Consider the following 16198-nt stretch of genomic DNA (forward strand, 5'->3'; position numbering starts at 1 on the left):
GCGAAGCTCTCACTTCGCGTTTTTTTATTTCATTTTTAAAATAGTGAGTTCTTTGTTCGCATTTAAAATCACTAAATGCAAATGACCACCTATACGCATCTTTTCAATGGCTTTGGCATCATGATTAGTTAGATTAACCAAATCTTGATACATAGATAGGTTATTGTCTCTATTTTTAGTCAAAATAAAACCTTTAGAAGCATCGTAACGTACCGTTTCAACCTCAGCATCATATATATTACCAACGCCCACAATCTCTTTAACTGAATCGTTATTTAAGTCTACAAACTCAAAATCTAAAATAGGTCCAAATTGCGCTTCTACAGGTAATGCTTCAAATGAAAAAACGGCTTCACCTTTATTTTCAATATAGAATGAACTGAATGATGAAGCTTCTAGATGCAGAGCGGTTTCAATATTATCTTCACCGTAAACATCAATAATATTTGAGTCTGCAAACGCCTTATAAGTTGTTATTTTATCCTTTAGAAAAGGGGTTTGTTGCGAAGAGCATTCTTTTCCTCTTACTGGAAACAAATTACCATTAGATTCTTTGCTCAGCGCAATATCGAAACTTTCATTATCATCAAAGTAATTGGCATATATATGAAGTGGCTTCTTTTCTGATGGTTTGAATTTATTATTATTCCCAAAATTACCTACAAAATAATCGTCATCACCATCATTGTCGTAATCAATGGCCTCTATAGATTGACACCAACCCGATATATCAGATAACGCATTGTTAACCTTAGTGAATTGCCCTTTCTGATTATATAGCAATGTTACAGGCATCCACTCGCCTACTACAATTAAATCTAAAAATCCGTCAGAATCATAATCCGAAAATACCGCATCGTTTACTAGTCCTAAATCTTTTAGCCCTTCAGCTTTTTGAGATGTTACATCTGTAAAAAAACCGTCATTATTCTCTAACACAAATGAATTTGGTGTCATTGGATATTTACCCGAAACCAAGCGTCCACCGACAAATAGGTCTAAATCACCATCATTATCATAATCGCCTGTTGCAATTGCTTTAGTAATTGTAAGCATTTTTGGAAGTTGGCGTTTTGAATAATTCCCTTTACCATCATTGATATACAACCTATCCTGAAGCATTACACTATTTTCCTCTTGACTGTAATTACCTGAAGCGACATATACATCTAAATCACCGTCATTATCTACATCAAAAAAGTGCGCATTATTGTCATTAAATGCCTTATCGTTTTCAAATAGTCTTTCATTACTCTTACTGAAAGTACCATTAGAGTTCTGAATATATAATTCTGATGGATTACCCATTGTATTACCAATAAACAAATCATCTAATCCATCATTATTAACATCCGCAACTGCTAAAGTATTATCAATTGTAGATTGCTTTTGTGGCAATAACAACTGTAAATTATAATCGTTAAAAACTACTGCTTTATGCCTGTAATCTATTCCTAAACTTGAAGCCGAAACTTTATCGAAAATTTGATTGGCTTCAGAATTACTAAAATTATTATCAAATGCTTCAGAATATCTTAAAGTCAAGTTTTGATTTGCCTTTATATTTTCGAGTAATTGTGTTTTGCCATCATTCCAGTGAATTTTCAAACTATCAATAGCATTTAATTCACCAAGTCCGAAATTGAGTGTAGTTGTTACCGAAGACTGATATCCTCTTGCAGAATACAGGTCTTTTACTTGCTGTAAATCTGTAGTATAAACTTCTACTCTAGCACCAATACCATTTCTATTTTTCTCTGAACCTTCAAGTGATATCTTTATATAATTAGAATCAGAATTATTTCGATATATCGATGCTTTATCTGACTGATTATTCAGAACCAAATCTAAGTCACCATCATTATCAAAATCAGCATAAGCAGCACCGTTTGAGTTAATTTTAGTACCAAACCCTAATTCCGAAGAACTGTCTTTAAATGTATAGTCCTTATTGTTTGTAAACATGTAATTAGCAAGTTTCACCGATGGAATTAAATCTAAGGCTTCTTTTAAATTTTGTTCTTTGTCTTGACTTAAATCCTTTGCTAGCATCTGCTTTCTAAAATCTTGGTTAGCGATGTCTTTTTCGATACCATTAGTTATAAAAATATCGTTATATCCATCATTATTGAAATCTGCAATTAATGGTGCCCAACTCCAATCTGTTTTGGCAATGCCAGCAAGTTGCCCTATCTCACTAAATGTATTATAGCCATTATTAAGTTGTAACATATTAGACATATACTGATGATGATAACCTCTATTTACCATACGATTAAATTTTGCCGTATTCATAGAGGCCATATTTTCTTTACCTCTTTTTCTATCGGCAGCTAGCATATCTAGCACAATAAGGTCGGGCTTTAAATCATTATTAATATCTGCAAAATCAGAACCCATACTGTTATTAGAAATGTGTTTGAAGACACTTAAAACCGAGTTGGCAAACGTTCCATCTTGATTATTGATATACAAAACATCTGGTTCTATAAAGTCATTAGCCACATAAATATCTGGCCAATTGTCGTTATTAAAATCACCTATGGAGGCACTTAATCCCCAAGCCTTATTAAATGAAATTCCCGAAGCTTTAGTAACATCTTTATAAATTCCATCATCATTTCTATACAAACGATCAATATCATCTTTAGTAATACTTGGTAAATCTTGCGGTTGCAGGTATAAATCTTGATTGGTGTCTAGACTATGATTAACCATATACATATCTAAATCTCCATCTTTATCATAATCAAAGAAATAAGCCTGAGTTGAAAAACTATAATCCTTTAAACCGTATTTAAGTGCTTCTTCTTTAAAGGTATTGTCTTTTTGATTGATATATAACTTGTTTTGCCTTGCTTTACGTTGCTTTATTGAACCCGATTTACAAACATAGATGTCCAACCAACCATCATTATTAATATCTATCATGGTAACACCTGTTGACCAGCCATTTTCGTCAGCTACACCAGCATCCTCTGTAATATCTTCAAAAACAAAATTGCCCTTATTTAGGTATAACTTATTTGAATTTTGATTAGATGTGAAATAGATATCTTCTAAACCATCGTTATTAATATCACCAACAGCAACTCCACCTCCATTATAAATGTAACTATAGTTTAGAAAATTGAAATCAACTGTTTCTTCAACACTATTTTCAAAATCTATATTTGAATGACTTTCTGGAATAGACGTAAACATTAGACCAGAACCGTCTTGAAATGGCTCTGTATTAGTGTTACAGCTAAAGTAGATGACAAAAAAGAATAAGAGGTACTTATCGAGTTTCATTTTTCTAAGTATAGAAGACTAATTTAAGTACTTTTTGAAGAATTTACCCTTAGATTTTACTCAAAATCTTATCCATAACCCAAGCGGTATGCGTTGCTGTTGAACCTGTTGAAGGATGCTTAAAATCTACACTTAAGTGTTTCATCATATTCTCAATATGATATTGTTGTATATGCTTGGGATTATCTATGTAAAACGTTTCTTCCCCATCTGAATTTATGACTGTAATTGGTTCTTCTAAAAAGACCGAAAAGGTAATTTCACCATCGCTTCCAATAATTCTAACTTTATCTTCTCTTTGGTAAGTACCAAAACTCCACATGCCACTACCTAAAACACCAGATTGGTGTTTCCAAGACCCAGAAATAATATCTTTTGAAGTATATAGGTTTTGCTGATTGTCTGATATTCCATTAGCTTCAGAAATATCGCCTAATAAATACGTAAATAGGTCTAAACCATGACTAGCCAAATCATCAAAATAGCCTGCCGTGGCTATATCTTCATCTGTACGCCAATTATAGGTGTCAGACTTATCTAAGTCACTAGCCGTTCTACTTAAATACCAACTGATGTGTCTTACATCACCAATCGTTTCTGTTTCTAACAAAGATTTGACTTTATTAAATCTCGGCAATGACCTGCGGTAATACGCTACAAATAGCGGCAAACCTTTTTCTTCAAAGGCGTTGTTAATCGCTACACAATCTTGATAATTAGATGCCATTGGCTTTTCGATACAACATATTTTCCCAGCTTTAGCAACTTTTAAAGCATAGTACTTATGTGTATCTGGTGGTGTAGCAATATAAACAGCATCAATATTTGGGTGATTAATTAGGGCATCTGCATCATTATAAAAGTTAGGTACTTGATGTCTTGAGGCATAATCTTCTGCGAGTTCTAAATTCCTACGCATTACAGCAAATAATTCAAGACCATCAGTCATTTTATATGCAGGGCCACTTTTTATTTCAGTGACACTGCCACAACCAATAATGCCCCATTTTATGGTTTGCTGCATGCTATAAATGTTTAACTGCTTCTAGTTCAACTTTTAACTCTTGAAACATATTCATAATACTGCTCATCTTCAGCTCCTTTTCATCGTATTCTTGTGTATTAATACAGCATGTAAACTCCCAAAGTTCTAGAATACTTTCTTTTAATACCAAATACGGTTTATAAGACTTATTATCTGACTTTAAAATTAATGCATCACTGTCATCTTCTGTAAGATAAACACGCTTGTACACCAAGCCATCATCTTTGGTTAATACAATATACGTTCGTCCGTTCTTAATATCATTAATATCTTCCACAAACTTTGCAACCACAAAAGAACCGTCTTTAACTGGTAACATAGAATCACCTTTTATAGGAAATGCGCGATGTGTTCCGGTAGGTAAAAAAGGTAATTTTATCTTTTGAAGTTGTTCTATATATTCCGGATCATCATAACCAGATAAATAACCTGCTGAAGCTTTTGCAGGAATAATTTCAATAAGATCCTCATTATCTTCATTCACAGTAACAGGAAACAACACACGTTTGTTACCTACTTCTATAAAAGAAGTGTCTTTGGCTTTTCGCAAATCATTACGAACCAATATATCTATTGGAATATTTAAATAATTAGAGAGTTCTATTAAACGCTCAATAGGTGGTTCACTTCGTCCTTCTTCATAAGATCCGACCATAGAGCGCGACCATCCTAAATCGTCTGCAAAACGCTCTTGAGACAACTTCCTTAAAGCTCTGAGGTGTTTTATGTTGGCTTGTATGGCTTTCATCTACTTAAAGTTTCATTATAACTTATAGGTTACACAATTAATTATCTTGATAAGTATTGACTATTACTACTAAATGCCCATTATGGGCTTTCATCAAAAATAATTTTAACAACTTTTGCTACAAATATAAGCAATAATAACTACAAATAGTAGCTAATTTTGTTAGCCATATGTATTTAAACTGTCACACATATTACAGCTTACGCTATGGCACTATAAAACCAGAGCAATTACTTGCTATTGCTTCAGAAAATGGTGTAAAAACACTTGCATTGACAGACATTAATACAACCTCAGCTTGCCTAGACATTGTTCGTTTATCAAAAAAATATAAGGTAAAACCGGTACTTGGTGTAGACTTTAGAAATAGCGCTCAGCAAGAATTTATTCTAATTGCAAAGAACAATAAAGGCTTTCAAAATATAAATGACTATCTCTCTAAATTTCTACATAATGAAGATTTAAAAATTCCCCAACGGCCAGATGCTGATTTAGAAGATTGCTTTATAATCTACCCTTATCAAAAAGGGAAAGATTTTGAGCTTAAATCAAATGAATTTTTGGGTATTACACCAAAGGACCTCAACCAATTAAAATTTTCAAAATGGAATACACATCGCCACAAATTAGTAGTCTTAAAAACGGTGTCTTTTCAAGATAAAAAAGGATTTAACACACACCGGTTACTACGTGCTATAGACAATAATACATTACTGAGTAAGCTACCTAAATCTGAAGAAGGTAACGAAAATGACAAGATGCTACCTTATGATGAGTTGTGTCAATTATACTCAGAGTTTCCAAGTCTCATTAACAATACAGAACATCTTCTAAACGATTGCTCTATATCTTTTGACCTTGAAAATCCCATACCTAAAAATCAACGTTTCCTTACAGAAAACGCAGATACAGATTACCAACTTTTAGAGCAACTAACCTATAAAGGTATTCCGTACCGTTATGGTAACAATGTAGATTCTAAAATCTACAAACGCATTAAGAAAGAACTCGATATTATAAAACAAAAAGGGTTTGTATCATACTTCTTAATTAATTGGAAAATCTTAGAATACGCAAGAAGTAAAGACTATTACTATGTTGGTCGTGGAAGCGGTGCTAACAGTATTATTGCCTATTTACTCAGAATTACAGATGTAGATCCTATTGAATTAGATCTATACTTTGAACGCTTTATAAATCTCTTTAGACAAAATCCGCCTGATTTTGATATTGATTTTTCCTGGAAAGACAGAGATGACATCACACATTTCATCTTTAATTCCTTTAAAAACACAGCGCTCATAACAGTCTATAATACATTTAAATTTAGAGCTTCAGTAAGAGAACTTGGAAAAGTATTTGGATTACCAAAATCTGAAATGGATATACTGACTCGTGGTAAGTTTAATGTAAAACAACTCGATAGATTATCACTTCTCGTTCTTAAATACAGTCAATATATTGAAGGCTTTCCTAATTACTTAGGTATACATGCAGGCGGCATTTTAATTTCAGAAAAACCCATTCATTATTATGGCTCAACCTTTATGCCACCAAAAGGATTTCCTACCACACAGTTTGACATGGTAGTTGCTGAGGATATTGGTTTATATAAATTTGATATTTTAAGTCAACGTGGTTTGGGTAAGATAAAAGATGCTGTTGATATTATTGATAAAAACTACACGCATCAATCACCTTTAGACATACATGATATTAAGCGTTTTAAAACAGATGAACGCATAAAGCACTTACTCAAAAATGCAAAGGCTATTGGCTGTTTTTATGTAGAATCACCTGCCATGCGCATGCTTTTAAAAAAACTGAGCGTAGACGACTATCTTGGTCTTGTAGCAGCCAGCTCAGTCATTAGACCTGGTGTTTCTAAATCTGGTATGATGCGCCAGTATATTCTACGTTGTCGTAAACCAGAACACAGAAATGATGCGCCCAAAGTACTCTTAGATATCATGCCCGAAACTTATGGTGTTATGGTCTACCAAGAAGATGTCATCAAGGTAGCTCATTATTTTGGTGGCCTTACACTTGGTGAAGCAGATATGCTAAGACGTGGAATGTCTGGTAAATTTAGATCTAGAGCAGAGTTCTTAAAAGTAAAACAACAGTTCTTTGACAACTGTAAAAATGATGGGAAATCTTTAGAGCTCACTACTGAAATATGGAGGCAGATTGAAAGTTTTGCTGGCTATGCATTTGCTAAAGGACACTCTGCATCTTACGCTGTAGAAAGCTATCAAAGTTTATTCTTAAAAGCGTATTACCCTTTGGAATATATGACGGCTACCATTAATAATTTTGGTGGTTTTTATAGTACAGAACTTTATATACACGAAGCTAAAATGCATGGTGGCAATATAGAATCGCCATGTGTAAATCATTCTTATAATCATGCTATTATTATTGACAAAACCATATATCTAGGTTTTATGTTTTTACATGCTTTTGAATCTAAAACCACACAAAACATACTTAGAGAACGTGAGTTAAACGGTAGATTTCAATCGCTCGATGATTTTATAGAGCGTGTTCCTATCTCTATTGAACAAATCACCATTTTAATAAAGATTAATGCATTTCGATTTACAAAAACCAATAAGCGTGAGCTCTTATGGGAAGCGCATTTAAAAATTAGTAAAACGGTCGTTGAAGAACATATGGTTACCTTATTTAAAACAAAACGTATCAACTACAATACTCCTAAATTACCGAGCACAGCTTTAGAGAATGCCTTTGATGAAATTGAACTACTAGGTTTTCCGTTATGTAGCCCATTTCAACTTTTAGAAACAGGTTCTAAAAGTAAACTACGTGCTAAACATTTAGGACAACTTGAAGGCAAGTACATAAAGATTGAAGGCTATTTAGTCACCACTAAAAATACAAGTACCTCTAACGGTAAACGAATGTACTTCGGAACATTTTTAGACAGAAATGGAGACTTTATAGATACCGTACACTTTCCACCTATTGCGAGTAAATATCCCTTTAGAGGAAAAGGCATCTATGAAATTACAGGTAAAGTTATGATAGAATTTGACTGTGTTTCTATTGAAGTCTCAAAGTTTGAACGTCTAGCTGTTATTGAAGATCCTCGTTATGCTGTGACATCAACTAATCCGACATTTCAAAGAAAAAAAAGTTTTAAAGATTTGAAAAAGACACACGACCCGATGGGGTTTAAAAATAGAATATCAAAAAATAATACTACCAATGTCACTTCGAGTGATTTGTGAAACATGAGCAAATTGTATCGAGAAGTTTTTATCCATAGCAAAGATCTCGATAATTTTTCCTTTGACTTCGACAAGCTTAGCCTGACAGGAAAACACTCGAACTGACGTTAATTGTAAAATATAAGAATGAACAACAACCGCAGCATAGTACATATGGATTTAGACACTTTTTTTGTGTCTTGCGAACGTCTATTAGATAGTCGCCTTGATGGTAAGCCTGTGCTTATTGGAGGCACAAGTGATAGAGGTGTTGTGGCATCATGTAGTTATGAGGCTCGCAAATTTGGCGTGCATTCTGCTATGCCCATGCGCATGGCAAAACAATTATGTCCAGAAGCTATTGTACTTAGAGGTAATTCTGGTATTTATACTAAGTTTTCTCAAAACGTTACCGAGGTTATAAAAGAGAGTGTTCCGCTTTACGAGAAAACGTCTATTGATGAGTTTTACATTGACCTTACCGGAATGGATAAGTTTTTTGGATGCCATAAACTTGCTTCAGAATTAAGGCAGCGCATTATTAAAGAAACTGGCCTACCTATTTCATTTGGACTATCACTTAACAAAACGGTTTCAAAAATTGCCACTGGCGAAGCAAAACCAAATAACGAAATACGTATTCCTATGGGAACAGAAAAACCATTTTTAGCACCACTATCTGTAAAAAAAATCCCTATGGTTGGTAATGTCACTTATAAATCGCTCTGCGATTTAGGTGTTAAGCGTATAAAAACCGTACAGGATATGCCTATGGAATTAATGCACAAAGTTTTGGGTAAAAATGGACTTTCGATTTGGCGTAAGGCCAATGGTATAGACCACAGTCCTGTAATACAATATCACGAGCGCAAATCTATTTCCACAGAGCGTACTTTTGGACAAGACACTACCAATATGCACAAACTAAAAGGCTTGGTTATTGCTATGGCAGAAAACCTAGCTTACCAATTGCGACGTGGTAATAAGTTAACGGCATGTGTCACTTTTAAGATTAGATATTCTGATTTTCAAACTTACACACAACAAAAACGTATTCCTTATAGTGCGATGGATCATAATATCATTCCTGTGGTGTTAGATCTATTCCATAAATTGTATAACCGTAGACTATTGGTACGACTTATTGGTGTTAAGTTTAGTCATCTGGTTGAAGGCGGCCATCAAATCAATTTGTTTGAAGATAACGAAACCCAACTCAACTTAGCAAAAGCTATAGATAAAATGCGCGAACGCTTTGGAGACAGAGCTGTTATAAGTGCTGCCGGTATGGAAGCAAAAACCATAAGTCGTTGGAATCCTTTTAATGGGGAACCACCACCACTATTAGCAAATAGACACCAATAAAAGTAAAAATTAGTATATTAGAACTATGTGCTATTCTAATGCCTTACGGAAACAACGCGAAAACATAGAAAAAGAATTAAGAGATCAAATAAAGGTTAAGTTTCACCCAAAATCAACCTACAAACCTTATTATCATCTCAACGGATTTACACATGGTAACCTACAAATTATACCCATGAAAGATCCAAGCACAATCTATGATGCCTCTTGGGGAATCATCCCAGATTGGGCCATGCATGATCCTGAAAACTTTCAAAAAAAAAGTAATACACTCAATGCCCGATCAGAATCTATATTTGAAAAAGCTTCGTTCAAAGATAGTGCAGAAGACAAACGTTGTTTAATTTTATCTGATGGCTTCTTTGAACCTCATCATATCAATAGAAAAGCACATCCATACTTCTGTTACCAACCATCCACAAGTCACTTAGAAGGAGATATTTTTGCCTTTGCAGGGCTTTATAATGAGACAGATCACAATACATTAAACGCGACTATTTTAACAACCCAAGCTAACGACTTCTTTATGGAAATTCATAACAAAGGGAAGCGAATGCCTTTGGTATTAGATCCTCATTATTTTGAAGATTGGTTAGATCCAGGTACAAGTTCTCAAGAAGTCAATGAAATCATTGCAATTGGTATGACCTCAAAATCATTTGACGCATATCCTGTAAGTCATGATGTTTATAAACGCAATGTAGACACAAATCAACCTTACATTGTTCAACCGATACAGAAGGACACTTTATTTTAACCTAATCCTCAACATACTCCAAGATATCACTCGGTTGACAATCTAATGCTTTGCAAATAGCCTCTAAAGTCGAAAAACGAACAGCCTTGGCCTTTCCAGATTTTAGAATGGAAAGATTTGCTGTGGTAATACCAATAATTTCAGCAAGCTCTTTGCTCTTCATGCCTCTTAGAACAAGCATTTTATCTAAGTTTACAATAATTGGCATAGCTATATGGTTAATTCGTTTTCTTCCTTAGCGTGTTTTGCCACTTTAAAAGTTTCACTTAATATCATGAAAAATAAACCCAAACACATTAAAATAAGATGTGGGGTTAAACCCGTACTTATTTTAAACTGACCTAATAAAACTATTCTCGATATAAAGGTCAATATAGAGCCTAATAACCCTACTCCAACCAATAAATACCCTATTTTATAAAAATTTTGTATAACATCACTATGAAAAGGTTTTGCTTTTTGAAAATAACGCAACGTCTTTCTGAAGACGAACAAACAATAAATCGAAGCTATGGCCAAACAAATATATGCAGAAGTGAATAGCTGCTTAATGTAGATGGGTTTATCAGAATCAGGAAAATTCTCATTAAAAATAAAATCTAATGATTCGGGGTTAATAAACATGTATACTGCAAAAAATAATAGAATTGCTACAAGCGGTATGCAGGTTACTATCCAAATAAAATCCACTAAACTTTTAAGAATAATTAACTTCTTCATTTTCAAAAATTATTGTTTTACGATAACAAAAATAAATAAAATTATTGAAAAACAATAATTTTTTACAAAAACATACTATTCCAACATTAGTTATATTTGTATCATATGGATGCAATAATTACCTATAATAGAAAAATACCTATTTATAAATATGCACTTGGTTTTGCGGCAATTGGTGTAGGTTTATTAGGGCTATTTAATTTAGTAATCTTTAGTATAGTACCACTTCTATTTGGTTGTATGATGCTAAAAACAGAAGGTTCAGAAATAGATTTAGAATCTAAAACCTTCAGAGAAACAAACTCAATTTTAGGTGTCAAAATTGGTAAATGGCGTCCACTACCAACTATAGATTACATCTCAGTTTTTGCTACTAATGAGAATATCACTGTACGTGCATTGTCTGCAGAAACTACAAACGCCTTTCCTATCATTCACTTGAATTTATTCTACGATAACAACAAGAAAATTACAGTGTATCAAACAAAAAGTAAGGTTGATGCCTTTGATGTCGCTTCTCATATTTCAGAAGCCTTATTAATTGACATATTAGACGCTACCGAAAAAGGAGAATCTAAATGGTTAGAGAAATCTAAGGTGGTTTAATATTAAATATGCCAAACACATTTGTTACCATAGCACGCTACACATATTCTTCGGAAGCACAAATCATCAAAGGTCGGTTAGAAGCTGAAGGTATAGAGGTATTTCTAAGAGATAACATTACTATTGATACTGACCCATTGGTGAGTAATGCTATAGGTGGTGTAAAACTAAATGTCCTGTCGGAAGATGAAGTAAAAGCCAAAGAAATTCTAAAATCAATTTCAAACTTCACTCTTGATGATCAAGGTAACACATTAATATGTCACAACTGTGGCAGTGAAAATATTAGCCTTTATTCCACTTTAAACAACTTTAAATCAATGATGAGTTTTATTATTGGTTTTATTTCTGGGACACTACCATTTAATGCACGATATGAATATAGATGTGATGATTGTAATACCAAAATTAAAACCCAATAAATATCTCAACTCAATTAAATGATAGAAACAGAATTCACTATTAAAGAACCAGACTCCTCAATAGGTTTCAAAATTCTGATCGCTTTTATTCTAACCATATATACATCAATCTGCTATTATTTTATAACTACTAACGAAGACACTTCAAAAACAACAGCTTATTTAGTCCTGCTTGGTGTTGTAGTAATAAAATATATGGTGCTTCCCGGTTTAATTACTAAATCTACGCATCTAAATTTTACATTAAAGAAAATTAAATATGAATCAGGTATTGGTAATTTTAGATTTGGAACCCGATGGAAGCAATTAGAAAACCTAAATTATATTTCAGTATTTAATACTAAAAACGAATATGAGGTAAAACTATGGTTTAAAGACAACCAAAGTATTAGCTTATTCGGATATGAACACTATGATGAAGTAATTGAAAAGGCTTTTTTCTTCTCAGAGAAATTAGATATTGATTTACTTGACGCAAGAGAAAGAGGTTATCATAAATGGATAAATAAAGAAGTTTATCGTTCTACTGGAAAAATCAAATATTTAGATTAAGTATACTTTAAAAGCTTATCAGCTTGTCGTAAGTAAGTACTTTTTAGCTTTTTTACAACCTCACTAATTTCTTCTTTGTTCAATTGCCCAAACCCAAACCGAATGGCACAAGTGTTTTTATCTTGATATAAAATTGTCTTTGGTAAAAACACATCTAATTTTTTAGCTTCTTCTGCGAACTTCACTAAGGAAATAGGTTCAATAAACTCTAACCAAATCGCTAATCCACCAGACGGTCTTTGATAATTTATAATTCCATTGAATGACTCATCTAAACAGTCACATAGCCAATCTAGACGTTCTTTATAAGTAATAATATTCTTTTTTAGTAATCTATATATTTCACCTTCAGAAATTAATTCAGATAATATTTGCTCTTGTATAACATCACCTTGCTGATCTAACAACTTAAGGTAATTATTAGCTTCAGAAATCAAATTTCTAGGAGCAATTACAAATCCTGTTTGAAAACTAGGAAATAAAGATTGTCCCATTTTACCCAAGTAGATGACCATACCATCAGAATCTGCAGTTGACATTGGCAACATTGCAGAACCTTCAAACTGAAAATCATAATCAAAATCATCCTCTATAATCGCAAACCCAAATTCTCTAGCCAACTGCAAGAGTTTTAATCGTCGTTCAGCACTTAGAGTACTCGTTGTTGGATAATGCCTATGCGCAGAAACATATACACATCTTATTTTGTTCTTTAAAAAATGTGTTCTAATATAATCTACATCTAAACCCTCGTCATCAATAGGAATTGTTTTAATAGTTGCACCAGCTTCTTGAAATATGGTATTTGAAGAATAATGACTCAGCTCACCAACCAAAACAATATCACCTTTTTTTATTAATAATTGAGATACAATAAAAAGACTCATTTCAGTACTTCTTGTGCTCAAAATATTTTGTGAAGAAATACGGAATCCTCTAGTCGCATTCAAAAAATTAGACAATTGTATTTTAAAGGTAGATGTCTCAGAAGTATCTGTTCTTTGGAATTTATGCTGTAATGACTTTCGTTTCATCGTAGCTGTGTACCATCTCGAAAATTGATACACCGGATGCAATCTAAAATCAGGTTGACCATCACTAATTTTATACTTTGCGGAAGTGTCCTCTTGGGTTGAGGCCAAATGAAAAGACGTTTGAAACGGAAAACCTGCTGCTTCAGGATAGTTATAAGCTTGATTTACTTTTTGTGCCGTTGCTTTAATCGCGGCACTAGTCTGTTCTGGCACCAAAACAAAAGTACCTTTATTAGCAATAATATCTACCCAACCTTGCGAAGCAAGTTCATCATAAATAGCTACAGCCGTATTTCTATGTACCTTTAAAAGACTTGCTAAAGCTCTAGTACCAGGTAATTTTGTCCCTTTTTCGATGTAACCACGTTGTATAGCATTTATAAATTGCTGAGCTACTTGAATATAGACAGGTTGCACCAATGATTTATCATAAGTGATAAGTTGCTTTAAAATATCAAAAACCGGACTACTCAATGTTTTAAGACTGGACTATTATAATCGTCCGGAAAGTTACGACTTTTGCAGCCTCAAAATAAATGAAGACATGTTAAAAAAGTTTAGCTTATTTACAGCAATGATAATTGCGTTTTTTCAACTTAATGCGCAAGAGATTCCACAACAAGAATTAGACTCTGTAGTGGTAACAGGTACACGTATAGATTTACCTTTTAGAGAAAACTCAAGAACCATAAATATTGTAACTTCAGAAGACATAAAAAACAGTGCTGCTGTTAATGTTGCTGACTTATTACAACAAGTTGCTGGTGTAGATATTAGACGTCGTGGTACTGGTGGAAGTCAAGCCGATTTATACATTAGAGGTGGCGGTTTTGACCAAACCTTATTATTAATTGATGGCATCAAAATGGATGATGCGCAAACTGGTCACCACACCATGAATGCGGCTTTACCTATTGAAGTTATTGAACGTATCGAAATTATAAAAGGCCCTGCAGCTCGTGTTTTTGGACAAAATGCTTTTACAGGTGCTATAAACATTGTGACTAAGAAAAGCCTGAAAAATACTGTATCTGCAAATTTAGAAGCTGGTTCATTTGGTCAACTGAATGGCAATGTTACTGCTGGTGTTGAAAAGGAAAATTCATCTCACATTATTCATGTTGGTCGTGTAACTTCTGAAGGTTATAGAAATAATTCAGACTACGACAATTCTAATTATTACTTAAAAAGCACCTTTAATAAAAATGCACAAGCCATAGAGATGACAGCTACATTTATGGAACGTAGATTTGGTGCCGAGAACTTCTATACCACTAATACTACATTTAACGAATATGAGGAAACTCAAAATAGTTTAATTGCATTTACAACAACTTTTAGAAAGGAAAAATTAAAAATACAACCTAGAGTCTATTGGAAACGTAATCAAGATATGTTTTTATTAAGACGTAACGAACCAAGTTTTTTCAGAAATTTTCATGTTACAGATAAAATTGGTGCTGAGGCTAACGCCTCTTATACGTCTAAATTAGGTATTACAGGTTTTGGTGTAGATGTATCTAAAATTTACATAAGAAGTAATAATCTTGGTAATCGTAATCGTTTTATGACTAATGTTTTCCTTGAGCATAAGTTTTCATTGGCTGATAACAGATTAGATATTACGCCTGGAGTAGCACTTACATATTTCTCTGATTTTAAATTTCATGCATTTCCTGGTTTAGATATTGGTTTTGATATTACACCAGATTTAAAAGCTTACGGTAATATTGGTTATACGTACAGAATACCTACATACACCGACTTGTTCTACAGTGACCCAGTAACTGCAGGTAATCCAGATCTAGAACCAGAAGAAGCATTCGCACAAGAATTAGGTATCAAATACATCACCCCAAAATTTAGAGCGTCTTTAGCATTTTTCAATAGAGATGCGCAAAATCTTATAGATTATGTGCGACCTAACACTAATGAATCTGTATTTTCAGCAACTAACATTGCAGAAGTTAATACTAAAGGTTTAGAGTTTGATGCGTCATATAATTTTAAAATAAATGGCAAAAACCAAACCTTAAACTTTGGTTATGCCTATTTAGATGATAACATTCTAGATCAAAACGAAGAATTATCACGATACTCGTTAAGAACTTTAAGGCACCAGTATACAACGCGTTTAAGCACGCAATTACTTAAGAATATGCGCCAAAATATCGTTTACAAATATGCCGAACGAACTACAGGACAGACTTATAATGTTTGGGATGCTTCTTTGGTATACACATTATCTCAAATGGAACTTACAATAACTGCTAGTAACATTTTTGATGCAGATTATATCGAATCCGGTTTTACACCAATGCCACCAAGTAATGTACTTTTTGGCTTACGATATAACTTTAAATAAAGTAGTTTTCAATTATATATTGTGAACCCACAATAAATGAATATTTAAAATCATTTG

13 protein-coding genes are annotated in these 16198 nt (G+C 33.3%); 7 read left to right on the forward strand and 6 right to left on the reverse strand.

Annotation, left to right across the window (positions count from 1 at the left end; genetic code table 11):
• Window positions 1-24: 24 nt before the first annotated feature.
• The 3 genes from HRU50_RS12185 to HRU50_RS12195 are packed head-to-tail and all read right to left on the reverse strand — an operon-like array spanning window position 25 to window position 5087.
• Entirely contained in the window at window positions 25-3294 is a 3270-nt protein-coding gene (locus HRU50_RS12185; RefSeq protein WP_296351366.1) for a VCBS repeat-containing protein, read from the reverse strand.
• Window positions 3295-3343: 49 nt separating this feature from the next.
• Complete coding sequence (locus HRU50_RS12190) at window positions 3344-4318, reverse strand: Gfo/Idh/MocA family oxidoreductase (protein WP_296351367.1); 975 nt, start codon at window positions 4316-4318, stop codon at window positions 3344-3346.
• 1 nt (window position 4319) lies between these two features.
• On the reverse strand, window positions 4320-5087 hold the full coding sequence (locus tag HRU50_RS12195; RefSeq protein WP_296351368.1) for a LexA family transcriptional regulator: 768 nt from the start codon (window positions 5085-5087) through the stop codon (window positions 4320-4322).
• A gap of 170 nt (window positions 5088-5257) precedes the next feature.
• Here HRU50_RS12195 and dnaE point away from each other — a divergent pair, with 170 nt between their 5' ends.
• The 3 genes from dnaE (at window position 5258) to HRU50_RS12210 (ending at window position 10442) form a co-directional block, all read left to right on the forward strand.
• Window positions 5258-8341 carry a DNA polymerase III subunit alpha gene (gene dnaE / locus HRU50_RS12200; RefSeq protein ID WP_296351369.1) on the forward strand — a complete coding sequence of 1028 codons (3084 nt, stop codon included), beginning with the start codon at window positions 5258-5260 and terminating at the stop codon, window positions 8339-8341.
• Window positions 8342-8467: 126 nt separating this feature from the next.
• The gene (gene dinB / locus HRU50_RS12205) at window positions 8468-9685 is read left to right on the forward strand and encodes a DNA polymerase IV (RefSeq protein WP_296351370.1); all 1218 of its coding nucleotides are present in this window, start codon (window positions 8468-8470) and stop codon (window positions 9683-9685) included.
• 25 nt (window positions 9686-9710) lie between these two features.
• Entirely contained in the window at window positions 9711-10442 is a 732-nt protein-coding gene (locus tag HRU50_RS12210; RefSeq protein WP_296351371.1) for an SOS response-associated peptidase, read from the forward strand.
• Window position 10443: 1 nt separating this feature from the next.
• On the opposite strand, the gene HRU50_RS12215 is transcribed toward HRU50_RS12210, so the two are convergent.
• Entirely contained in the window at window positions 10444-10650 is a 207-nt protein-coding gene (locus HRU50_RS12215; protein WP_296351372.1) for a helix-turn-helix transcriptional regulator, read from the reverse strand.
• 2 nt (window positions 10651-10652) lie between these two features.
• Window positions 10653-11162, reverse strand: coding sequence for a DUF2975 domain-containing protein (locus tag HRU50_RS12220; protein ID WP_296351373.1), 510 nt, complete (start codon window positions 11160-11162; stop codon window positions 10653-10655).
• A 105-nt stretch (window positions 11163-11267) separates the two neighbouring features.
• On the opposite strand from HRU50_RS12220, the gene HRU50_RS12225 reads away from it, so the two are divergent.
• From HRU50_RS12225 to HRU50_RS12235, 3 genes are read left to right on the forward strand one after another with little or no spacing between them, the layout of a single operon-like run.
• The gene (locus HRU50_RS12225; RefSeq protein WP_296351374.1) at window positions 11268-11768 is read left to right on the forward strand and encodes a hypothetical protein; all 501 of its coding nucleotides are present in this window, start codon (window positions 11268-11270) and stop codon (window positions 11766-11768) included.
• Window positions 11769-11776: 8 nt separating this feature from the next.
• Entirely contained in the window at window positions 11777-12190 is a 414-nt protein-coding gene (locus tag HRU50_RS12230; protein ID WP_296351375.1) for a DUF2007 domain-containing protein, read from the forward strand.
• Between the two features lie 18 nt (window positions 12191-12208).
• Entirely contained in the window at window positions 12209-12742 is a 534-nt protein-coding gene (locus tag HRU50_RS12235) for a hypothetical protein (protein ID WP_296351376.1), read from the forward strand.
• Here the strand turns inward: HRU50_RS12235 and HRU50_RS12240 are convergent.
• Window positions 12739-14250: a PLP-dependent aminotransferase family protein gene (locus HRU50_RS12240; protein WP_296351377.1), complete on the reverse strand. Its 1512-nt coding sequence runs from the start codon at window positions 14248-14250 to the stop codon at window positions 12739-12741. The genes HRU50_RS12235 and HRU50_RS12240 overlap by 4 nt on opposite strands.
• Before the next feature lie 70 nt (window positions 14251-14320).
• Between HRU50_RS12240 and HRU50_RS12245 the strand changes: the two genes are divergently transcribed.
• Window positions 14321-16141 (forward strand): TonB-dependent siderophore receptor, encoded by a 1821-nt coding sequence (locus tag HRU50_RS12245; protein ID WP_296351378.1) that lies wholly within the window; start codon window positions 14321-14323, stop codon window positions 16139-16141.
• Window positions 16142-16198 lie beyond the last annotated feature (57 nt).

This window comes from Winogradskyella sp., assembly GCF_013213835.1.
GTDB lineage: Bacteria > Bacteroidota > Bacteroidia > Flavobacteriales > Flavobacteriaceae > Winogradskyella.